The 22,738-nt window shown below is 57.8% G+C and carries 22 protein-coding genes; 9 read left to right on the top strand and 13 right to left on the bottom strand.

Features of this window, described 5'->3' with window-relative positions; translation table 11 throughout:
* Window positions 1-196 precede the first annotated feature (196 nt).
* The 5 genes from AC07VR_RS24695 to AC07VR_RS24675 form a co-directional block, all read right to left on the bottom strand.
* Complete coding sequence (locus AC07VR_RS24695) at window positions 197-1,078, bottom strand: LysR family transcriptional regulator (RefSeq protein ID WP_494992876.1); 882 nt, start codon at window positions 1,076-1,078, stop codon at window positions 197-199.
* 58 nt (window positions 1,079-1,136) lie between these two features.
* A complete protein-coding gene (locus tag AC07VR_RS24690) occupies window positions 1,137-1,889 on the bottom strand; it encodes a maleate cis-trans isomerase family protein (protein WP_494992875.1) in 753 nt (250 codons plus the stop codon).
* 25 nt (window positions 1,890-1,914) lie between these two features.
* Complete coding sequence (locus AC07VR_RS24685; RefSeq protein WP_495012844.1) at window positions 1,915-3,234, bottom strand: MFS transporter; 1,320 nt, start codon at window positions 3,232-3,234, stop codon at window positions 1,915-1,917.
* 284 nt (window positions 3,235-3,518) lie between these two features.
* Window positions 3,519-4,154 carry a YbhB/YbcL family Raf kinase inhibitor-like protein gene (locus tag AC07VR_RS24680; protein WP_494992873.1) on the bottom strand — a complete coding sequence of 212 codons (636 nt, stop codon included), beginning with the start codon at window positions 4,152-4,154 and terminating at the stop codon, window positions 3,519-3,521.
* 44 nt (window positions 4,155-4,198) lie between these two features.
* On the bottom strand, window positions 4,199-5,059 hold the full coding sequence (locus AC07VR_RS24675) for an SDR family NAD(P)-dependent oxidoreductase (RefSeq protein WP_495012843.1): 861 nt from the start codon (window positions 5,057-5,059) through the stop codon (window positions 4,199-4,201).
* A 118-nt stretch (window positions 5,060-5,177) separates the two neighbouring features.
* Between AC07VR_RS24675 and AC07VR_RS24670 the strand changes: the two genes are divergently transcribed.
* Entirely contained in the window at window positions 5,178-5,972 is a 795-nt protein-coding gene (locus AC07VR_RS24670) for a Crp/Fnr family transcriptional regulator (protein WP_495012842.1), read from the top strand.
* A 20-nt stretch (window positions 5,973-5,992) separates the two neighbouring features.
* Here the strand turns inward: AC07VR_RS24670 and AC07VR_RS24665 are convergent, their stop codons facing one another.
* Together AC07VR_RS24665 and AC07VR_RS24660 are read right to left on the bottom strand one after the other, a co-directional pair.
* Window positions 5,993-6,784 carry an SDR family NAD(P)-dependent oxidoreductase gene (locus AC07VR_RS24665; RefSeq protein ID WP_494992870.1) on the bottom strand — a complete coding sequence of 264 codons (792 nt, stop codon included), beginning with the start codon at window positions 6,782-6,784 and terminating at the stop codon, window positions 5,993-5,995.
* 113 nt (window positions 6,785-6,897) lie between these two features.
* Window positions 6,898-8,028, bottom strand: coding sequence for an alkene reductase (locus AC07VR_RS24660; RefSeq protein ID WP_495012841.1), 1,131 nt, complete (start codon window positions 8,026-8,028; stop codon window positions 6,898-6,900).
* 128 nt (window positions 8,029-8,156) lie between these two features.
* On the opposite strand from AC07VR_RS24660, the gene AC07VR_RS24655 reads away from it, so the two are divergent.
* From AC07VR_RS24655 to AC07VR_RS24625, 7 genes are all read left to right on the top strand, one after another.
* Window positions 8,157-9,044 (top strand): LysR family transcriptional regulator, encoded by an 888-nt coding sequence (locus AC07VR_RS24655; protein WP_495012840.1) that lies wholly within the window; start codon window positions 8,157-8,159, stop codon window positions 9,042-9,044.
* A gap of 353 nt (window positions 9,045-9,397) precedes the next feature.
* Complete coding sequence (locus AC07VR_RS24650) at window positions 9,398-10,741, top strand: NADH:flavin oxidoreductase/NADH oxidase family protein (RefSeq protein WP_495012839.1); 1,344 nt, start codon at window positions 9,398-9,400, stop codon at window positions 10,739-10,741.
* Between the two features lie 136 nt (window positions 10,742-10,877).
* Window positions 10,878-11,804 (top strand): alpha/beta hydrolase, encoded by a 927-nt coding sequence (locus tag AC07VR_RS24645; protein ID WP_495012838.1) that lies wholly within the window; start codon window positions 10,878-10,880, stop codon window positions 11,802-11,804.
* A gap of 411 nt (window positions 11,805-12,215) precedes the next feature.
* On the top strand, window positions 12,216-12,368 hold the full coding sequence (locus tag AC07VR_RS24640; protein WP_494992865.1) for a hypothetical protein: 153 nt from the start codon (window positions 12,216-12,218) through the stop codon (window positions 12,366-12,368).
* A gap of 91 nt (window positions 12,369-12,459) precedes the next feature.
* Complete coding sequence (locus AC07VR_RS24635) at window positions 12,460-12,714, top strand: DUF2790 domain-containing protein (protein ID WP_494992864.1); 255 nt, start codon at window positions 12,460-12,462, stop codon at window positions 12,712-12,714.
* Window positions 12,715-12,860: 146 nt separating this feature from the next.
* On the top strand, window positions 12,861-13,532 hold the full coding sequence (locus AC07VR_RS24630; protein WP_494992863.1) for a heavy metal response regulator transcription factor: 672 nt from the start codon (window positions 12,861-12,863) through the stop codon (window positions 13,530-13,532).
* Entirely contained in the window at window positions 13,529-14,995 is a 1,467-nt protein-coding gene (locus AC07VR_RS24625; protein WP_495012837.1) for a heavy metal sensor histidine kinase, read from the top strand. Before AC07VR_RS24630 ends, AC07VR_RS24625 begins: the two co-directional genes overlap by 4 nt.
* Before the next feature lie 3 nt (window positions 14,996-14,998).
* On the opposite strand, the gene AC07VR_RS24620 is transcribed toward AC07VR_RS24625, so the two are convergent.
* Both AC07VR_RS24620 and AC07VR_RS24615 read right to left on the bottom strand, forming a co-directional pair.
* The gene (locus AC07VR_RS24620; RefSeq protein ID WP_494992861.1) at window positions 14,999-15,304 is read right to left on the bottom strand and encodes a hypothetical protein; all 306 of its coding nucleotides are present in this window, start codon (window positions 15,302-15,304) and stop codon (window positions 14,999-15,001) included.
* A gap of 222 nt (window positions 15,305-15,526) precedes the next feature.
* The gene (locus AC07VR_RS24615) at window positions 15,527-15,973 is read right to left on the bottom strand and encodes a VOC family protein (protein WP_495012836.1); all 447 of its coding nucleotides are present in this window, start codon (window positions 15,971-15,973) and stop codon (window positions 15,527-15,529) included.
* Between the two features lie 106 nt (window positions 15,974-16,079).
* Here AC07VR_RS24615 and AC07VR_RS24610 point away from each other — a divergent pair, with 106 nt between their 5' ends.
* Entirely contained in the window at window positions 16,080-16,739 is a 660-nt protein-coding gene (locus AC07VR_RS24610) for a TetR/AcrR family transcriptional regulator (protein ID WP_495012835.1), read from the top strand.
* A gap of 52 nt (window positions 16,740-16,791) precedes the next feature.
* Here AC07VR_RS24610 and AC07VR_RS24605 read toward each other — a convergent pair whose 3' ends face one another.
* From AC07VR_RS24605 to AC07VR_RS24590, 4 genes are all read right to left on the bottom strand, one after another.
* Window positions 16,792-17,685 (bottom strand): NAD-dependent epimerase/dehydratase family protein, encoded by an 894-nt coding sequence (locus tag AC07VR_RS24605; protein WP_495012834.1) that lies wholly within the window; start codon window positions 17,683-17,685, stop codon window positions 16,792-16,794.
* Between the two features lie 33 nt (window positions 17,686-17,718).
* Window positions 17,719-18,972: an NADH:flavin oxidoreductase/NADH oxidase family protein gene (locus AC07VR_RS24600; RefSeq protein WP_495012833.1), complete on the bottom strand. Its 1,254-nt coding sequence runs from the start codon at window positions 18,970-18,972 to the stop codon at window positions 17,719-17,721.
* Between the two features lie 161 nt (window positions 18,973-19,133).
* Entirely contained in the window at window positions 19,134-21,527 is a 2,394-nt protein-coding gene (locus AC07VR_RS24595; RefSeq protein ID WP_495012832.1) for an efflux RND transporter permease subunit, read from the bottom strand.
* 20 nt (window positions 21,528-21,547) lie between these two features.
* Window positions 21,548-22,702, bottom strand: coding sequence for a WD40/YVTN/BNR-like repeat-containing protein (locus AC07VR_RS24590; protein ID WP_495012831.1), 1,155 nt, complete (start codon window positions 22,700-22,702; stop codon window positions 21,548-21,550).
* Window positions 22,703-22,738: the final 36 nt, after the last annotated feature.

Below are 22,738 nucleotides of genomic sequence, written 5' to 3'. Positions count from 1 at the left end.
TCATGCCCAATGAACCGAACATCGAGATTCATTTGATGCCGCAATCGCCTTCAACAAAGTATGGGGGCGAAATGTGTAGTGTGTTTGCAGCGCACACTCAACCCACGTTAAATCGCGTCACGAGTCGATTCATATCGATGGCCAAACGTGAAAGTTCGGCACTCTGCTTTCGAGCCACCGAGACGGATGGCGCTCACTACCCTTCGAGCAGGTGCCCCAGAAACAATCCCGCAGCGACCGACAACGCCTCTCTCGACCTTACGCACACGCTGAGTTCGCGGGACGCCCACGCCTCATCCAGCCTGACCACCTTCGCCCCGTCCATTTTGTAAATCCCCGCACTCCCCTCCGGCATGATGCCAATGCCCAGACCGGCCTGAACCATCAGGCATAGCGCGTCGTAGCTGGAGACTTCCATACGGATTTTCAGCGAGCGCCCCAGGTCGTTGGCTGCCTTGATCAACTGAAAGTTGAGGTGAGTGCCGCTGCGCAAGGCAATGTATTCGTGTTCCAGGGTTTCGCTGAACTTGACTGATTGGCGTACGGCCAGCGGATCTCCGTTGGGCACCAGCAACACCAGCCGATCAGTGCGAAACGGGAAGACCTCGATGTCGGCGCCATGCGGCAGACGCGTGAAGATGCCGATGTCGGCACGGTTTTCGGCCACAGCTTTGGTGATGGCCAGACTTTGCTTTTCTTCGAGGCTGACGTTGATCAGCGGGTACAACTCCATGAACGACTTGATCAAGCCGGGCATGAATTGGGTGATAGCAGAGATGTTGGCCAGGACATGCACCGAGCCACGACGGCCGTAGGAGTATTCGCGCATCTGCACGACGATTTCGTTGAGGTTGTTCAGGGCACTGCGAGCCATGAACAACAGCGACAGGCCGGCGTCGGTCGGAGAAATGCCCTTGTTGGTGCGGTTAAGCAGTTTCGAGTCGAGCAACTCTTCCAGTTCGCTGAGCCGCTTGCTGACCGCCGCCGCAGCGATGTGTTCGCGCTTGGCGGCGGCAGCTATGGTGCCTTCTTCGACGACGCTGACGAAGAGTCGCAACGAGACCGGATCGAGTTTCATGTGAGGTACCGGGTTTGCTGGCCTGAATGGCCAGCATAGTACCTCGTCAGGCATCGGCTCAGAACGCTCCGGACAACAGATGGCCGGCGTTCGGCACCTGGGCCTTGAGGCCGAGGGTTTTCAGCATCTGGTAAACGGTAGCGACCGACGCCGACAGTACCGGTTTGTCGAGGCGATCCTGTACGACCTGGATCGCTGGCAGCGAAGGCATCTGCACACAGCACGACAGCACCACTCCGTCGGCCTGTCCGATGTTCAGTTTGTCGGCGTGGCCCACCAGATTCATCGGGTCCAGACGACCGACCTCGAGATTGTCGGACACCTCCAGACTGATGGAGTCGACCACTTCGATTCCGGCCGCCTCGATGTAGTCGATGACCTGTTGGGTCAGCGGTTTCATATACGGAGTGATGATCGAGACTTTCTTGTATTCGAGCATGTTCAGGCTATCGATCAGCGCACCCGCGGAGCTGAGCACCGGGGCGGTCGACTTGTTGGAGGCAACAGTTTTGCTCAGGCGCTCTTGCGAGACTTTGTGATAGCCAGCGCCCTGGCACATGATCGCCACCAGGCAGGCGTAGGCCATGACATCAACCCGCGCGTCGCTCAGCTCCAGCGCGCAGCGGTCACTGTCGACATCCATCTTTTTCAGCTCTTCGGGGCTGACGTGCATCATGCGCATGCGCGAGGAGTGGAAGGTGAAACGCTCTTCTGGAAACAGCGAGTAACGCGAGGTCAGCATCGCCGGGATTTCAGTTTCCATCGTCGTGTTGGAGCTGGGTACGATTTGGCCGATTCGAAAATTTTTCATGGGTCTGTCCTCTGAATAGTGCAGATCAGTTGCCGCTGGTGAGTTGAGCGCCTTTGGTTTCCTGCAGCGTAAACACCATGACGGCGGCGATGACGTAGGAAACGGAAGCAAGAGAAATGGTGGCGGTGAAGCCGATGAGCGGAATCAGGATGGGTACCAGCTTGATGCCGGCAATGGCGCCGACCCGCCCGAAGTTGAAGCAAAAACCCGACGCAGTAGAACGGATGCTGGTCGGGAACAACTCCGAGTACCAGGCGCCGAAGCCGCTGAAATATCCGGTGAAGAAACCCAACAGTGCTGCCAGCGAACCGAGGGTGACGACGTTCTGGGTGGTGAACAGAAGCTTACCGTCGGTCAATGGCATCAAGGTCGCCGAGTAGGCAAACACCGGCACCATGATCGCCATGCCGCCAAAGAAGATCGCGAACGACAAGCGACGACCGATGCTTTCCGCCAGATAGCCGTAGGCCAGATAACCGATGGTGGCGCCGATGCCGATCCAGATGACGAACACCGGTGCCTGATCGATACGCACGTTCAGAATGTTCTGTAGGTAAGCCGGCATGAAGGTGGTGATGATCCAGTAGCCATACATGCCCAATACCGAAATGCTCAAGCCCAGCAGGGTCACTTTCAGGTAGTGCGGACGGAAGATTTCCAGCAACCGGCCCTTGTCGGTGTTACGACGCATGAATTCGCGGTTGGCCAGCCATACCGGCGACTCCTTGACGAACAGCCAGATGAACACCAGGGTGAAAAAGGCCGGGATCGAGGCATAGATGAACAGAGTCCGCCAGGACTCGGGGTTGCCGCTGTCCAGGAAACTCCAGGCGAAAATCGCCGCCAGAAGACCACCACCCGACCAACCGGTCTGCATCACCGCAAAGGCCTTGGCGCGCCCGGCCGGTGGCCAGATCTCCGATACCAGCGCTGCAGCGGCGGACCACAATCCACCCACGGCGACGCCGACGCAGAAGCGGAACAGATTGAGTTGCCAAAGGCTGTCGGCAAAGGCACAGAGCAAGGTGCCGGTACCGTAGACGAACACCGACAGCATCATGGTTTTCTTGCGGCCGATCTTGTCGGAAACATTACCGAGGAAGAAACCGCCAATACCGGTCGCCAGCAGAAACCAGGCAACGGTGGAAACGATATCGCCCAAACCAACGGAGAAGGTCTTGGCGATCGCCAGCAGGACAAAGCCGAAGATTGTCGCGTCCAGCGCATCAAACAACCAGGCGGCCCATGAGCCACCCAACGTAATGTAACGCTGGCCGGCGGTCAGTTGACCGACTCCATGGACTAAAGGGGCACTGGCCGCAGAACTGGCCGCTAGGGTTTTCATGGTTGAACCTCGTGGAACTCAACTTATTATTTTTGGAAACTCGTGCGCCGACGAAGGCAATTGGCGAACGAATGGTCATGTGCGACCGATGTTAGGAGGGGAAAAGGGAGTCGTATATCAGGCATTGGCGAGCTTGCCATCGCGGATGGCGATGGCAATAGAGAAGTGCCGGGGCAGCCACCGGATGGCAGCTGCCAAACGCTGGCAGACGTCAGCCTTGCCGAAACGGGGACGGCATTGGCGACTTGCGACGAGGCCATGCTTGAGTCTCGTCCACCTGCCGCTCAGCCGAGCGAAACCGAGGGGTTCAGGCTGTAGATTCCGGTCAGGCTGGCTCGTCCGAGGACTTGGGCCGAATCAAGCGCCGCGCGGACGTTCGTACCGGTCAGCGGGCCCGCGACTTCGAGCATCGGCGTGGCGAGGGCGTAAACCGTGAAGATATAGCGATGAACCAGCGCGTCGTTCCACGGAGGACAGGGACCATCGTAGCCATAGTAGTCGCCCGTCATCTGATCATCGTTCGCGAACCAGCTGGTGTAATCGTTGATCCCGTGGCGCCACCCTTCGGGTGCTACTGGGCCGGATTTACCACGCGCAGTCACGTGGCTCGAATGCGACCCGGCTGGAATCTGGGTAATGCCGGCCGGAATGTCGAGCAGCAGCCAATGGAAAAAGTCGATGCGCGGCAGCGAGGATGGTACTTCACGACCGACCTGATTCACGTCGTCGCCACGGCTCGGAACATCAGGATCGTGGCAGACCACTACGAACGATTGCGTACCTTCGGGCACCTCGCTCCATGCAAGATGAGGGTTCCGGTTTGACGATAACGCAACGTGCGAGGTTGCATCGGGCACCGCGAACGCGAATTCGCCGTCTATTTTTTGTCCGTCCTGAAAGCTTTGGCTGATAAGTCGCATGTCAGATATTGTCCTGCGCGTTGATGAGAGAAAGTGATGATCCACTACAATCCCGATTGAATATCAGACGGGTCTATAGAGCTACCAGCGCCTTTTTGTTCCCGCACTTGCGCGAGACGCGCCCCTTCTTGCGCCAGGATGGCATACAGTTTTTCGGGGTCAGTCAGGCGCCATTGCAAGGCGAGCCCTTCCATGCCATCAGCGACTGGAATTTCCCGGCTGTGCTTTTTCAAACCGTCGAAGATGAGTCCAGCGGCTACCTCCACATCCATCCCGTGTTCGATATTGTCATCGGAACGACCGCGCGAAGAGCCATCACCTTCAAGTGAATGGATGGCTATCGGGGTTTTGACTGAACCAGGCAGGATGACACTGACGTGGATGCCATAGGCCTGCTCGACTTCCGCGCGTAACGCATCGAAATATCCGATCACGGCATGTTTGGCCCCGCAGTAACCTGCGCGCAAGGGAGCCCCCACCTTTCCGGCGACGGAGCTGACGACCGCGATCTGCCCGCTGCGACGCGCGACCATGCGGGGTAAAAGATTTTGAGTGAGAGCAACGGGGGCCAGGTAATCGACATCAATCAGCTGACGATACACATCGAAATGAGTATCCAGCGCGAGGCTTCGCTGGCTTACCCCTGCATTGTTAATCAAACGATCGATTCGACCGCACCAGTTCCAGGCGCGTTCAACCACGTCATCGAGTGCTGCGAAGTCGGTCGTGTCGAAAGGCAGTACCAAGGTCCGTTCAGGTGCTTGAGCGGCAACCCTGAGGAGTTCTTCTACTCGACGTCCAGACAGGATGACCTTAGCGCCTTCACGCAAGAAAATACCCGCCAATGCCTCACCGATGCCTGAGGAGGCGCCTGTGATCCATACAACATCTTCTGCCACTGACATGGATTTACTCCGTTTGAGTTGTTGCGTGATTGTTCATGGTTTCTCCTGTGTCCCGCATCCCGAAACAAGGGGCACTGATTGAGCGCAAGGTTAGGGTTTTGCGCTGCCACGAACTGCAATGAATCTTGCAATTGGACACCTTTTTAAACGCATGAACCGAGGTTGCCTCAAGGCCGCAGAGCGGCTCACTATGTCGTCTGAACGGCGAGAGGTCAGCGCGATGTTTGATATGGATCTACTTCTGACATGGATGACTGCTAATCCATGGTTTGCGAGTCTTGAACACCCCATTCAAGTGACACTGTTGGCAGAGGCCAGGTTGCAACGCCTCAACTCAGGCGAGTACCTCGTTCGTCAAGGAGATGCACCGGGCTGTTTCTATGGACTGGTCCGAGGCGCTCTGAAAGTGTCGACGTTACGAGAAGATGGCAAGGAAGCCATCCTGACGGTGTTAGAGCCCGGCAACTGGTTTGGTGAGACGTCGTTGCTCGATGGCCTGCCTCGGGTGCACGACATCAGCGCGACGGACCCTGCACACGTACTGTGTATCGATCCGCAGGCGTTCGACAACCTCATGGCTCATAACAGCTTCGCCAGAGCGATTGCCGCACTTCAGGCAACGCATTCCCGGCTGGTCTACAAGATGCTGGAAGACACTATGCTGCGTTCGACTCGTGTACGAATTGCACGTCGCCTTGAACACCTCGCCAGAGGGGACGCGACCCAATCGTTGAACGAACGACACCTCCTCAACGTCACTCAAGATGACCTGGCCATGATGTTGGGTATCACCCGGCAGACGCTTGCGCTGGAACTCAAGGCGATGGTTGCTTCGGGTGTATTGAAATTACGCTATGGACAAGTGCAGATCGAATCTCTGACGAAATTAAAAGCGATGGAATCGCAACTGTGAACGGTCTGCAAGGAAACAACTCAGTGAAGACCCATCCCACGCGACGCAGCCGCGGCGGCGCGAACGGCGAGCGCGCGCGGAATAACACGGGGCAACCATGAGGTGATGCGCACGCTGGACCGCCCCGGATACACCACCCGCTGCTGACGATCAAAGGCTTGCAGAGTCCTTTTGACGACAACCTCTGCTGTGTCCATTTTTATAGAGGGCTGCGTAGCCGATATTGCATCGAAGAATTTGGTTGCGGTGGGGCCGGGACAGGTCGCCATCACCTGTACATTGCTCTGAGACAGCTCATGACCCAGTGCTTCCGTGAAATGGAGCACGAATGCCTTGCTCGCCGCGTATGTCGCCATGTACGGAATGGGCTGGAAGGACGCATTGGAGGCCACGTTGATGATGCCACCCTTTTTCCGGGCAGCCATCGCCGTACCGAGCCTGTGGGAGAGACTCACCAAGGCCTGGATATTCACCTGGATCAGGTCTTCCTCCCTGGCCAGCGGGTTCGATAAAAAGTCGCCGGTGAGTCCAAAGCCAGCATTGTTGACGAGCAGGTCCACCGCGATATGCTGCCGTTCAAGCTCTTCGCTGATGCGCGTCACGGCATCGCGCTCGGCCAGGTCGGCCGTCAATACAATGGCCTGGACGCGGTACTGTTCAGTGAGTCGCTTCGCCAGGGCATTCAACGTGTCGAACGAACGTGCTACGAGAACGAGATTGGTGCCTCGTGCGGCGAGTGCTTCGGCGAACGCTTCACCAAGGCCCATGGATGCGCCGGTAACGAGAGCAAAGGCATTGCGATAAGTAAACATGATGTGAACCTCGATAATAGAAATATGTTGAACCAGGTGGTCAAATTCGGCCGCATGTCAGTGCGTCATCCGATCTCGACTCAAGGCGAACGATGCACGCGGACTACCGTGCATTACGCGAGAACAGCGTTCGCCGCAGTAGCCATCGGCCACGCCGGATAGTCCGAGTAACCGTGCTCGTCACCGCCGAACAGCGTGTCGCCGGCAAACTCGGCCAGGGGAAGACTTTCCGCCAAACGCCTTGGTAGATCGGGGTTGGCGACGAAGGGACGTCCAAACGCGACCAGGTCGGCATAGCCTTTGCCAATCACCCAGTTGGCGCGGTCCAGATCGTACTTGCCGGCAACGATGATGGGCCGTTGGAAGCGCGCCCGAATGTCGGCTCGGAACGTCTCCGTGAACTGCGGCGCGTCGTCCCAATCGGCTTCGACCAGATGCAGGTAGGCAATGCCGAGTGTTTGCAGGAACGAGGTGGCGTCAAGAATCGTCGGCAGAATGTCGGGGCAGGCCATACCGCGTGCGGTCAGAAACGGTGCTAGCCGGATTGCGGTGCGCTCGGCACCCACTTCGTCCGCGACAGCACTGACCACTTCCTTGAGGAATCGCAAGCGATTTTCGCGCGAGCCGCCGTATTCGTCGGTGCGGGTGTTGGCGGTAGTGCGCAGGAACTGATCCACAAGGTAACCGTTCGCTCCGTGGATTTCGACGCCGTCGAAGCCAGCCTCTATAGCGTTGCGCGCTCCGACGCGGAAGTCGTTAACGATACTGTGGATTTCCGCTCTGCCAAGTGCACGCGGCGTCGGGCAATCCACCATCTCGCCTTGACCGGTCGCAGGGTTCACTTTCCAGATTTGTGCTTCGAATGAAACCGCCGAAGGTGCGACCGGCAACTCTGCGTTGTGAAAGTCAGGATGAGACATCCGACCGACGTGCCACAGCTGAAGAAAGATGCGTCCACCGGCGGCATGCACGGCATCCGTGATGAGGCGCCATCCTGCTATCTGCTCTTGGCTATGAATGCCCGGGGTAAAAGAGTATCCCTTACCTTGCGGTGAAATCTGCGTCGCCTCCGAGACGATCAGAGCGGCCGAAGCACGTTGCGCATAGTAATGGGCGTTCATCGCGTTGGGCACGTCACCCGGTTGTGTGCTGCGAGCGCGGGTCATCGGAGCCATCACCACGCGGTGAGCAACGTTTTGTTCGGCAACAAAGGTCGATGTGAACAGAGGTGAAGAGGCTGTCATGGCAAGACTCCAGAAGCTGGCTGTAGTCGAACAGAGGTTTCCTGATCGGGTACGGACAGTGTTATCTCTTGCCTTGCGTATTAGAATATAGCTACCGGTAGATAGATTATTGAACAAGGGTTGATAGTATGCTGGACGATCTCAACGAGCTTCGTACCTTCCAGCGGATCCTGGTGTGCGGCAGCCTGTCAGCGGCCGCGCGCGATTTAGGCGTGGGACTCGCGGTAGTCAGCAAGCGGCTCATGGCACTCGAGCGGCGCGCCGGACAGCGGTTGATCAATCGAACCACTCGCACACTGTCCGCGACCGACGAGGGTTTGGCCCTGATTGCTCATGTCGATCGGATACTCGAGGAGTTGGACGCTGCGGAGTCCCGAATGGCCGTAGGCGGTGAAGAGCCGTTCGGCCTGCTGCGGGTCAGCTCGCCCGTTTCGTTTGGGCGCATTCACCTGGTACCGTTGGTGGCTGAACTGGTCGAGCGCTATCCGAAGCTTGATATCGAACTCAGACTTGACGACCGGCTTGTCGATCTGACGCATGAGCGGATAGATGTTGCGGTGCGCATTGGCCAACCGCGAGACAGCAGCGCCATCCTGCGCAAGCTTGCTGACAATCACCGAATCCTCGTTGCCGCACCTGCGTATCTTGAACGTCACGGGGAGCCTGAATGCGTACGTGACCTTGATCGTCATTGGTGTCTGCGCTACGACGATCTCTCCCTGCCATGGCGCCTGGAAGGTCCGCAAAACGAGGCCGTCGATTTTCAGCCACGCTCCCGGCTTCAGGCCAATAGCGGCGATGCCGTGCGGGATTGGGCGATCGGAGGCCACGGCGTGATGCTCAAATCCAGGGTCGACGTTGCGGCCGATCTTGCCGCCGGCCGCCTGATACATGTCCTGCCTGACTGGCACAGTGCGTACGCACCTATCTATGCATTGCTTCCTTCCAGACGCCACATTCCGACAAAGACAAGGACGTTTCTCGAAGCCATCAGCACCCGACTCGCAGACCTTTAATTGCACATGGGTTGCTCTGCCCCGGCCCGACGCCTTGGCCCTATCGCTGTGTAAGGACACACAGGAATGCAGTGATCGCCTGCTGCTGGGCGCGAGATAAACGAATACGTCCCGAAGATACCTCTTGCGATTGCGGGACGACCTGGAAGCTGGATTGATCCTGTGGGAGCCCGGATTAAGTGTCTAGCTGTCCACTGCCGACCCGAAACGGTGGGATGTCACGCATGAAATACCACTTGTACTTCAGATACCAGTAAGTATTTAATGCGTTTCCAGCTTCGCGAGACAACCTCGCCAGCACCTGAACGGGTAGCCACCGACATTGGCCCCCCAACCTGCGGAGTTTATGTCCCATGCCTATTCAACCCGTCCGGACTGCCGCCGATGCGACACCTGATGCTGCAAGCGTTTTGAATACTCCACTGACACTGCCCTGCGGCGTCACGCTCCCAAACCGCTTAGCCAAAGGTGCAATGTCGGAGCTACTCGCCGACTCAAGCAACCGAGCGACAGTAAAGCACCAAACCTTGTACCGCACCTTCGCCCAGCAAGGTCCCGGAATGCTGCTAACCGGTAATGTCCAGATAGATCGCCTCCACCTGGAACACGGTGGAAACGTGGTCATTCAAGGCCGACAGTCACCGGCACAATTGAGAGCGTTAAAGGCTTGGTCTAGTGCCGCCAAGATCGCCGGTGGACACATATGGATGCAGCTCTCCCATGCTGGCCGCCAGACCCAGAAGTCCATCAATCCCACACCAAAGGCTCCCTCGAACGTTCAAGTCGCCCTCCCCGGCAACAAATTCGGAACGCCGGCCGCCCTGACACATGCGGAGATACTTGACCTGATCGACCGGTTTGCCTTCGCTGCGGGTATCGCGCGCGAGACCGGTTTTGACGGCGTCCAGTTGCACGCCGCACACGGGTACCTGATCTCACAGTTCCTGTCGCCGCGTACGAATCAACGGAACGATGCATGGGGCGGCGATCTGCCTGGACGAGCGCGCTTCCTGTTGGCTTCAGTCGCTGCCATTCGCGAAAAGGTCGGGCCTGACTACCCCATTTCAGTGAAGCTGAACTCTGCTGATTTCCAGCGAGGAGGCTTTAGTTTCGAAGACAGCCAAACCGTCGCCGGCTGGCTTGATGAAGCGGGCGTCGACCTCATCGAAATTTCGGGCGGCACCTATGAGCAGCCGAAGATGGCCAATATCGAAGGGCTTGAACCGGTTTTCGATCCCACCATCAGCAAATCGACACGCGAACGCGAAGCTTTTTTTGCCCGCTTCGCTCCGGAAATTCGCCGCCATGTCAAACGTGCAAAGTTGATGGTAACCGGCGGTTTCCGCACCGCTGCGGGCATGGCCGATGCGATTACCCACGACGGTGTCGATCTGATCGGCATTAGCCGACCGCTCTGCGTATCTCCAGGCGCCCCAGCGGCACTGCTAAGCGGTGAGTTGTCAGGCTTTGAATCCCTGGAGCACCGTCTGCGCCTGGGGCCTGGCCTGCTCGGCCCACAATCCTCTATCACCATTATCAAGGCGATCAACGGGTTTGGATCAGTGACCTGGTACAACGAACAACTGCTTCGCATCGCAGATGGTTTGGCGCCTGATCCGAAGATGAACTTCTTTATGGCGGTCGTGCGAGGCATTTCACGCGAAAGCCGGGTGGCACGTGAATTGGTCCGTGAGTGATCGCCCCTGAAAAGTCCCGCCACGCCGCCTCGTAGAACATTTTCCGCTGGCGGCGTTCTCGTGACAGGAAACAAGGAACAGCGTCTGGCTATGACTTGGCCACGTCTTGCGAATTGAACAAAGAGGATGATTCATCATGCTCCATACGGGTAACGACATCTCACCTTTACGCACTACCGTACGTATTCCCACGGCTTCTGGCGATGAGTTAGAAGCCTGGGTTTATCAGCCAGATGGCGATGGCCCGCACCCGGCAGTCGTACTGGCTCATGGGCTAGGCGCGGTAAAATCGGGCGGGCTCGCGCCGTTCGCAAATCGGTTCTGCCGTGAGGGCTTCGTTGCGATCGTATTCGATTACAGGCAATGGGGCGGCTCTGGCGGACAGCCTCGCGACGTACTCTGCGTCCCGCGTCAACGCGAGGACTACGGCACCGTCATTGGCTGGGCGGCCGCGAATCCCGGCATCGACAAGAATCGGATCTTCGCGTGGGGCACCTCGTTCGCCGGCATGCACATCGTATCGCTCGCCGCATCGGATACCCGGCTTGCCGGTGCGATTGCCCAATGTCCCCTCGTCGACGGCCTTGCTGGCGCAGCAATGGTTCCGCTGGTGCAATCGCTCCGGTTGATGGGAGCGGCGCTTCTGGACGGCATGGGCTCGGTCTTTGGACTATCCCCACGATATCTGCCCATCAGCGTAGCGCCAGGGAAGTTTGGCATATCGGCAACCGAGGACGCCCTCTACGGAAAATCGCTTATCCAGCCCAAAGACTCGACTACATGGCAAAACCGTCTCGCCGCCCGTTCGCTCCTCAGCATATCCACACACCGGCCAGTACGACAGGCTGCCGCCATTCGCTGCCCCATTCTGCTCATCGTCGCCGAACACGACACGATGGCGCCGGTCGGCCCTGCGCTGCGTGTCGCTGAACGAGCCTCCCGAGCGGAACTCCATCGCAGTCGCGGCGGCCACTATGACGTCTACAAGGGCGGGATAGACTACGACAACACTCTAAATATTGAGGTTGAATTCCTCCGCCGACATGCGGGACTACCAGTGTGATGTGATCAGGATGGGGCTTGCCGAATTGGCTTTTCAAGGTCACCACCGACTGTGCTCATGACATATTGAAATCGCTGATCTGCTGGACCGCCAATCCGTTAAATTCCAGCCTGCAATTAGCCGTCCTGACAGCCAAAACCGCGCGTTTGAAAATGCTGACCAATGCCCTTCAAGCGCTAGCTCTAATATTCAATTCCGGCAGCATTTTCATTCCCCCTCGAGTCTTTCTCTAGAGGACGCAGGGCGCAGGCGCGCCTCCTGCTCACGCCTTTCAGTCGTGTCGACCACCGCGACAAATTTTCCAGGCCGCTTGCCTGCCTTACGATCGTCTCACAGCCGTTTCTTTTTGGTCGCCGCGCGGCGTGGAGCTTTGGTAAGGCAAAGCAACGCAGCACATGGACAACCGCTCGCATGGCCTATATCAGCGCGTTGCTCGATGAGGTAACGCCATTTCGCTCCTACCGGATTAATCCAGCGCCGCAAAGCAGACTTGATCACCTCAGCGACATCCCGCTGGAGCACATCAGCTTTAGCCTCGGACAAGATTGCATTACGACTTTGTAATTGCTCTGTTCGTCGGCTGTTTGAGTTGCCTTGTTACTGTGAACTCACTGCCAGAAAACAGGCAGCCCACCTTAGATAAGGAGATACAGCCATGAAACTGTTCATGCTCGGGTTCGCCACCCTCCTCGCCACCGGTTCAGCCTTCGCCGATACCACCGACACCTCGGCGGTGATCCACGACAAGACCGGTTTCTTCGTCCACTTGGACGTTGCAAAAGTAAAATCCATGACTGACACCTCGGACCAATGCGGCGTCATTCCGGCCCGCATCGATTACCTGGATCATCAAGGTCGGGAACATGTGCTGGACTATCTGGTTCAAGGACGTTGCACGAACGAAAACTGATGGAATGCTTTATGCCCATGACTGTCCGAGAGCAGGCAATACGCAACACAACCTGATGATTGGGCTACACTTGCGGGTAGCCTGCTCTCGGCTTTCAGGTCCGTTTTTTGTGGATCGAATACCGAAACCGAACCAAGGTAATTCTCATGAACATCCTTGTAGTGGAAGACGAGCCCAAGGCGGGCAATTACTTACTCAATGGCCTGCAGGAGCAGGGATACTCCGTCAGCTTGGCCCGCGATGGCGTTGATGGTTTACACCAGGCGCTGGAAACGCCTTTCGACGTCATCGTGCTGGATGTGATGATGCCGAAGATGGACGGCTGGGAAGTACTGCGCCGCCTGCGCAAGGAAGCTGACACGCCGGTACTGTTCCTGACCGCGCGAGATGACATCGCCGACCGAATCAAAGGCCTGGAACTGGGGGCCGACGACTACCTGATCAAACCCTTTTCTTTCGCCGAGCTGGTCGCACGCCTGCGCACCCTGACCCGCCGAGGTCCGACCCGGGAAGAAGAGCAACTGCAGATCGCTGACCTGCAGATTGATGTAATCAAACGCCGCGTCACCCGCGCCGGCGTGCGAGTGACGCTGACAAACAAGGAGTTTGCATTGTTGCACCTGTTCGCCACGCATCAGGATCAGGTGCTGTCTCGTTCACTGATCGCCTCCAGGGTCTGGGACATGAACTTTGACAGCGACACCAACGTGGTGGACGTGGCTGTGCGACGCCTGCGCCTGAAAATCGACGACCCTTTCCATCTGAAGCTGATCCACAGTGTGCGGGGCATTGGCTACCGCTTTGATACGCAACCATGACCCATCGCCATTACTCCCTGACGCTGCGCCTGGCTGTGGTGTTTGCCTTGCTGGCCTACGCCCTGCTGGCAACCACCGGCGTCGCACTGTACCGCGACCTTGAGCGCGAACTGATACGACGCGACGAGTCCACCCTGGTCTACCGCATAGATCAGCTGCGTAATTTTCTCAATGGCAGCAATACGCTGGAACTGATCAGGAGCAAACCTGTGCTGTTTCAGAACATGCTGGGCAATCGCGAGTACGTACTCACTATTGGCGTTTCAGGGGAAGCCCCTTTACTACAGGTCAATCCCAGGAATATCGATATTCCCGACCTCACTCCCGTGGCAATGGACCATTCCCTGGCACTGACAGATGTACAGCATCTACCCGCCGTGAACGGTACCCCCTTCGCGGCCATCTCCGCGAGTATCGACTCGGGCAAACTGAAAGTGACCATTGGCTGCCTGATGACCGAACGAACCGCAGTGCTCGCCAGCTATCGTCTCAGCGTATACGTCCTCGCCGGTCTCGCGGCCATTGTCCTGGCGCTGGCTGGATATATAGTAGTTCACCGCGGTTTGTTGCCCCTCAGACGCCTGGCTCATCAAGCCCACGGTATCGGCATTGGCAATCTGACAGAGCGACTCGACGGCCGAGGCGCCCCGAAGGAGTTGCTTCCGATGATCGACTCTTTCAACACCGTGCTTGAGCGACTCGCCAAGGGTTTTGCGCAACTGAGTCAGGTCTCGACTGACATGGCCCACGAACTACGCACGCCCATCAACAACTTGCTGGGTGAAACCCAGGTCGCCATGCAGCAGAACCGCAGCGTGGAACATTACCAGCAGTTGCTCGCCTCCAACGTCGAAGAACTCGAACGCCTGGCACGCATGCTCGACAACATGCTGTTCCTCGCTCGTACTGACCCCGGTAGCGCTCGTGACCAGCGCCAGGAACTGGGCGCCGCCGACGAACTGGAACGCGTCGCCGATTACTTTGAAGGTCTGGCCGCGGACGCCGATATCACCATCCGCGCGGAGGGCGACGGCCTTATCTGGGCCGAGCCAACACTGCTACGCCGCGCCTTGGCTAACCTGTGTGCAAATGCGATAAAATATGGTGCACCTCATTCCGAACTGTTGATCCAGGCCACACCGTCCGAGGGTGGCATCAATCTGCGCGTGCGCAACTACGGAACAACCATCCCGGCGGAACACCTTCCGAGATTATTCGAGCGTTTCTACCGCGTTGATCAATCACGCGAGCGCTCGGCCCAGTCCAATGGCCTGGGGCTTTCGATCGTAGCTACTATCATGCAGCTGCATAGTGGCCGCTACAGCGTCACCAGCGAGAATGGCGTGACTTGTTTCGAGCTGTTTTTCCCCATGCGGGATCAGCAAGAGCGTCAGGCCGGCTTTCAAACCGGCCCAGACACCCCTCGCCTCAGCATCGTCGTGAAGCGCCCGTCCCCCGGTTGACCTTCATCGTACTTCCACAGCAAGCTCCGTGGAGTCCCATCCCCCACCGAGCGCTTTGACGAGGCCGACATTGGCACTCAATTGTTGTGTCTGCAGGTCACGCCTGCAACGAGACTGTCTGGGCTTCGACCACATCCAGGTACCCAACCGCGCCCTGCTGATAACGGGCCAGCGAAATATTCTCTGCAGATTGCGCTGCATCAGCTGCGCGGCGCCGAACACTGTAACCACCCGAGCCAACGCGGTCTCGGTACCGGCGCGCCTGTCCATGGGCTCGGTGGCGAGCCAGATCGAGTCGATGCGGATCATCGTGTCAGACCGCGAACAAACCGGGCACATCCTGCCGGGTCGATGGCGGGCCATGTCACGGTCAGTGTCGTTCGCATGGTATCTCGATGCTGACTGAGGCCTCAGGGGTTGCTTGAGCCTTGGGTGGAAGCTGCAAGGGTACAAAGGCAGGCAAGTTCGTGACCGCGTTGTCGCGCTTGGGCGGTAGCCATTTGCGTACGACGTGGATGCGCCAATGCGGGCTCAGGCGGATCTTGCCGCTTGCGCCTCAGACGCCGGGAAATTCAGCTCAATGATCACGCCAGACGGATCCTCAACGAAAACCTGATGCAGTCCGAGACCAGGAACCGTGCGATCGCGCCAGGCAATCCCCTCAGCCTTGAGCAGGCTCCGGAACTCGACCAATCCTGTAACCAGAAAAGCGATATGGTCAACCGTGCCGGTGCCTGTCAGCAACATGTCTTTGTCACCCAAATATTGCTTCAAGCCCTCTGGGTTTGAAGGGTCAATGCCAATAATATGAACCGTGCCAAAGTCGGCTTCATCCCCCCCCATGTACAACCAGGCTCCGGGAAAATCGAATGGGGGACGGTAACCGCGCACGAAGCCGAGCACCCTTTCGTAGAAATGGCAGGACCTTTCGAGATCCAGCGAACGAATCGAGTAATGAGCAAGTTTTTTGACGTGCATGGTGCCTCCAGGTTGCTTTTATATGTACGCTGAATGGCCGTGCGACAATGATCGCTGTAGTATCATATTCATTTGCACACCATGGCAGCTGACCGTAGGAATAAAAATGAGACAGTGGAGCGCAGACAACCCCAAAGCCTCGCTGATGGAGCGTAAACGCGCCCTCATCGTGGCCGCTGCACAGCAGGCGTTTCTGGACAAGGGCTATGCCGAGTCGTCCATGGGCCGCATCGCCGACGCTGCTGGAGTTTCAATCAAAACCGTCTATCGACACTTTGAGAACAAGGACGATTTGTTCAGTGCAGTCATGCATGCCGCGTGCAATGCAAATGGCACGAGCGACACTGGCGAGCACGCACCACAGCACCTCGAACGCCCTTGGTTCTCCAAAGAGCCCAAACAAGCCCTTCCCCTGGCCGGCATCGACTACCTCACCGACGTTCTCGGTGCCCAGCAACTGGCGCTCTACCGGGTGGTCACGCGCGATGCTCACCGGTTTCCCGAATTAGGCCAACGATACCGAGCGGAAGTGACTGACCGTCGCACTGCACTTTTCGCAGACTACCTCCGGCACTGGGCCCCATTGGAGCAATGGAAAATCAAGGATATCGAAGAAGCATCACGGACATTTCTGGCATTACTGCGCGTCGACCTGCTCGATAACGCCCTCTTTGGTACCCATCAACCGAACGATGAGGAAATAAGCAGTAGAGCCCACCGCGCATCGGACAACATGCTGCACTTGCTACAAGCCTCCCGATTCTGAGCTCCTCGCTGATGGCGCTACAGGGGTATGTAACGCCATCAAACGCTGAGGTTCAGGCGCCTTTGCGGAAGTCTTCAGCCAGCGACGGCCGGCTTGGCGACCAGCCCAACCGGCGTGCGTTGACTGCACTCACGCGACTGTTGGACGCTGCTCCATAACGCGCAGCCTCACCGAGATTGCGCGTGACATCGTCGACATCCAGGCTATGGGTTTTGCCGCCAAAACCCAGTGACTCACTGATCAATTGGGCGATTTCAAGAAACGAAGCATGACCGTTCTCGGCAAAATAAAACGAGCCCCCGGGAGCCTTCTCCAGGACCAGCAGATACAGGTCAACCAGATCGTCGATGTGGACGTTCGAATAGCGGTTCAGCCCCTTACCTACATGAATACCCGCGCCCACCTGCGCCGAAATGGCAGTCATTTGCGGAATCTGTTCACTCTCCTGCTTGAGTCCCGCACCGACGCCATAGATCATCGACGGACAGATCACGACAGCGCGGACACCTTTGTCGATCGCCGCCTGGCGCACGTGTCGATTCATCTCGACGCGCTGGCGACGGAACGGGACCGGTACAAAGTAGTCATCGTCGCTGAAAACTTTCTCACTGGCATATTCGCCACACGCATCGTCGGCCACGATGGCGGAGCCACTGGTGTGGATCAGCAGCTTGGCGCTGCGTTCAAGTGCTGCGACCAGGGTATGAACGGACGGCTCGTGATCGGCACTGGCAGCGTGTATCACTGCGTCAGCTTCCTGAGCGGCTTTGGTCAATACCGCCGCGTCATCCAGCGTGCCAATGATCGGTTCGATACCACGCTGACGCAGCAACTGTGCAGTGGCCTCGGTACGTGTCAGGCCCGTTATGCTGTGACCCAATTGAAGCAAGCGATGAGCAACGGCTCCGCCTATGTAACCAGACGCCCCTGTAATAAAAATCTTCATATAGAACTCCTCGATGAGAAAACGAATTGGGGATCAGGACTCGACAACTGCACGATGCTCAAGCAGCTTGTGCATTGCACGCTCTTCGATAGCGATGAACTCGGCGACCGCAGCCTCACCCGCCAACGTCAGATCCGGCTCGACACCGTCGGCCAAGCGCTCGATCTGTACGTTGAACCATGGCAACAAGTGGAATGGGTTGATGGTCGCTTCGGGTGTCAGAGCAGTGGCCCATTCGCCAGCCAGCAGCCGTGCCGGAGTAAGCGGATCCGAGATCAATGGACGGCCCAGGCCAACCATGTCGACATCACCGCGCTCGAAAGCCAAAAGCATGCCTTCAACGCTACGGAAATTCCCCGTCACCATCACCGGCATATTCGCCACCTCACGTACCGCCCCGGCAAACTCGACGAAATAAGCTTCGCGTTGAATCGTGCTCGCGCGCGGCGCATCTTCGCCTTCATCCTTGACTACCAGCCCTACTACTTTCGGCTGCTCCAGCGAACCACCCGATAGCTCCAGCAGGTCCAGACTGGTGTTGTTGAGCAACCCAACCAGCGCAACGCATTCGGCATTGGTGAAACCGCCCTTCTGGAAATCAGACGAGTTCAGCTTGATGCCAATCGGGAAGTCGTCGCCAACCTCGGCGCGCACTGCAGCGATGACCTCAAGCAATAGGCGCGCACGATTCTCCAGCGCTCCACCCCAACGATCTGTGCGCTGGTTGGACAGCGGGCTGAGGAACTGAGACAGCAGGTAGCCATGGGCAGCATGCAGTTGCACGCCAGTGAAACCCGCAGCCCGTGCCTGATTTGCAGCGAAAGCGAATTGATCGATAACGGCGGCAATCTCATCCTCGGTCATGGCACGTGCCAACCCAAACTCCAGACCCAGCCCCGGTGGAACCTGAATCGCTACCGGCGAAGGCGCCAGGGGTTGCGGATTGATCACCTGAAGTACCTGACGCCCGGTATGGCTCAACTGCAACCAGAAATCCGAGCCATCAGCCGTTCCGGCAGCAGCCATCGCCCGTAAAGCGGTCAAGTCAGTGTCAGCATCAAGCACGATGTTCCCCGGGCGTTCCAGGTGCTGACGGTCCACCTGCACGTTCCCGGACAGCAGCAAACCAGCGCCGGACGAGGCCCAACGCCGGTAAAGATTGACGTGGCGCTGAGTGGCATCATTTTTGTGGTCGGCCAGGCCTTCGCTCATGGCTGCTTTGCACAGTCGGTTTGCCAACACTACGCCGCAAGGCAAAGACAACGGACTAGAGATTTGATCAGTCATAAATACCTTCGGCTGCATGACAGGGGCTGTTTGAGCTGCTCAGTTGAGCAGCACGCGGAACGCCAGGATAGAAAGTAAAACGATCGCTGTCGCACACACGACAATGATAGTTGTTGTTTGGCTGGTGTCAAGCGAAACCTCGGGCTACGAGGCGCGCCGTTTCACGCCTTCTCCAACACCACCTGCACCTCTTGTGCGCCTTCCTTATGCCGCGCAGGCAAGAGCAGACAAGCGAGCGCCGGCATCATCAACAGGGCGCCAACCATGTTCCAAAGGAACATGAACAGCAGCAGCAGTCCCATGTCGCCCTGAAACTTGATTGATGAAAACATCCAGGTGGAGACCCCCAACGCCAGCGTAATTCCGGTGAGGGTGACGGCGGCGCCGGTGGTTTTCAGGGTTTCGTAGTACGCCTGCTTGAAGTTCAAGCCGCGTGTCATGAAATGTTCGATTCGGTTGTAGATATAGATGCCGTAATCGACCCCGATACCGACTCCGAGCGCGATGACGGGCAATGTCGCGACCTTCACCCCCATGCCCAGTTGGGCCATGAGCGCCTCACAAATCACCGAGGTGATATAAAGCGGAATCATGATGCTGATCGCCACTCGCCAGGATTTAAACTCCCACCACACCAACAGCGCGACGATGCTGTAAACCAGCAGCAGAATCCTCGGCTCGGATTGCTTGATTACTATGTTGGTGGCGGCCTCGATACCGGCGTTACCGGCTGCCAGCAAAAAGGTAGCGTGCTCATCATTGTTCGCCTTCGCGAACGTCTGTGCCGCATCGACCACCTTGGCCAGGGTTTCGGCCTTGTGATCGGTCAGATACACCATGACCGGCGCCATTGAGCAGTCGCTGTTGTAGAGCTCGTTGGGAATGGTCTTAAACGCCGCATTGGCGATGTAGCGATTGCGAGTAATGGCATACCAGCGCAAGTCGCCACCGTTCGAACCCGCAGAGAACTTCTTCAGCTCATCCACCAGGGCGTGGGTCGACTCCACGCCTGGCACCCCCTCCATCGTCCACTTCAAACGTTCGATCGCGCTGCTGACCGGGTACGAGCCGCACTCTCCTGCCTGGGTCTTGACCATCACCACGAATACGTCCGGGCTGCTGGCGTAATGCTGGGCGAGAAAGTCATTGTCCTGGTTGTAACGACTGTCCGGGCGCAGTTCTGGCGCACCGCGATCCAGATCACCGATCTTCAGATCCTGTTTCAAATACCAGGCGCCGCCGAGCAGCATTGCCGAGAGCAACAAGCCGATCAGGGCCGGCTTCGGTTCGGCGGCATGCGATAACCAACGTGCCAGGCGATGAGCGCTGGTGGCCTTGCGGTTCTGATGACGCAAGCCAGCTGGTGATACCCCGCACCAGGACATCAGCACGGGCAGCAAGAACATTTTGGTGAAGATGATCACCGCCACACCCACGCTCGCGCTGATAGCCAACTCGCCGATCATGTCGATATCGATCAGCATCATGGTCGAGAAACCTACTGCATCGCACAACAGTGCAATCGACCCCGGAATGAAAAGCATGCGAAAGGTTCGACGGGCAGCTTGCATAGGGCTGTAACCGGCAGCGCAGTCGGCGCTCATGGTGTTGATATTCTGCACGGCATGGCTGACGCCGATCGCGAACGTCAGGAACGGCACCAGGATCGAATACGGGTTAAGCCCGAAGCCCAGCAAGTTGACGATACCCAACTGCCACAGCACTGCGAGAGAGCAACACAACAATGTGACGGCGGTACTTCGCCAGCAACGCGAATACGCCAGAAGCAGCAGCGCCGTCAGGACGAACGTAATCGCAAAGAACTCGAGAATATCGTGCGCGCCTTCAATCAGGTCACCGGCAATTTTGGCGAAGCCGGTGATATGAATGGCGTATCGATCGCTGTTGTACTTGTCGCGTACCAGTGTTTCCAAACGCTGGGAGAACTGACCGTAATCAAGCTTTTCGCCGGTGAGCGGGTCGCGCTCAAGCAAAGGCACAAGCACCACCGAGGACTTCTGGTCCGCGGCCACCAGACTCCCGATACGCCCGGAACGTTGAACGTTGAGTTGCACCTGGGCCAAGGTTTTGGCTGAGCCATCGAAGCCATCCGGAATGATGCGGCCGACGGCAAAACCGTCTTCGGTGACCTCCTGCCACAAGACGTTGGGGGTCCAAAGTGATTTCAAGTTCCCACGATCAACGCCCGGAATGAAGAACACCTCGTCTGTGACGTTCTTCAGTGTTTCGAGATAGTCCTTGTCGTAGATGTTGCCCTGCCGTGCTTCAAGCGCGATACGCACCACATTGCCCAGCGGACGCAGTTCGTTTTCATACTGCTGGTAGTTGACGATATACGGATGATGGCCGGGCACCATTTTCTGCAGGCTGACATCGAGCCCAAGCTTGCCGGCCTGATGGGCGAGTAACACCGATATCACCAAGAACAGCAGGACCACCATGACCCGATGGTTAAACAGTAGCGGCTCTATGCGGGCCTCCAAAAAACCCGGCTTCACTGGAGCGGCGGTAAGATTGTCTTGTTTCGCGCTCATGGGGGCGGTCTCCGTGAGATTCATTTAGCGTCTAGCGCGATCGAATGCGCGCCCGCAATACCAGCGGTCAGCACCGCCCCATCGGGTAGCTCGACCAGCGAGGCAACCCGCAAGCCGGGACTGGCTTCGGTCATCTGAAAATGCTGACCACCATCGACGCTGCGCAACAAGCTGGCGTCCTGACCTAACAGGACGATCTCGCCGTTATCACGCACAATGCCGGCCACCAGAGTAGGTGCCTTGACGTCCGCGCCTACCTGCTCCCAAGAGCCCCCCTGATCAATTGAGCGAAAAATATGCCCGCCGAAGCCATAGGCCAGCAAAACGTCGTGGTTGTCCTGACGCAATTGCAACACGCCATAGAGAGCACCGTTGTAGCCGACGTCGAGCGTCTTCCAACTGCCGTCGGCAGCGCTGATGTACACCTTGCCCGCTTCTCCCGCGATGACTTGCCGTCCTGACTTGTCGCCGCTGATCGAGTTGTAGTGCAGCGCATCAGGGTTGTTGATCTGCTGCGACAGGGATATCCAATGGACTCCACCGTCGGCGGTGGCGAAAATCTGACCGTTCGATCCCACCACATAGCCTGCGGTATCGTTGGCGAACCAGACACCGAGCAACGGGCGGGAAGGCCCGAACTGTGCACCCGCGTTGACATCATCGAGCCCGAACTGCGCCTGTTCGATCTCGCTTTGCAGCGTTGAATCACCAGGCGTCTCCTGCAGCGCCGCCTTAGCGCGCACCAGCCGTGCTTCGGCGTCGACCCGTACCAATGCGTTAAGCCGATTACCATCGGCCTGCTTGACCCAGGTCTTGCCACCATCGGTGCTGTGAAGGATCACGCCATCGTGCCCCACCGCCCAGCCGCTGGAGGGGTTGACGAAGTACAGCGCCGTCAGCGTGACCGAAACCGGCACTGCACTCTGGTGCCAGCCGTGCGCGCCATCGTCTGAATACAGGATGATGCCGCGTTCTCCCGCCAACACCACACGGGTACCTGCAAGAGCCGTGGCCATCATGGTTACTGTGGCGGTACTGGCTGATTGCATGGCTGGCAGGTCCAGAAGATCGGACGCCGCTACGGCCAGCGGCGGCATCAAAACTGCCGCGCTCGCCAGAATCAGAACGACGCCCACACTGCTACAGCGCCGTATATTGCGATAGGTCTTCACCATTTCATCACCACGAGAAAAAACTGACGATAGCCGTAG

It is taken from the genome of Pseudomonas sp. GW821-FHT02H09 (genome assembly GCF_059421425.1).
The sequence above is the reverse complement of the archived record's forward strand: the minus strand, read 5'-3'. Positions and strand labels throughout refer to the sequence as shown.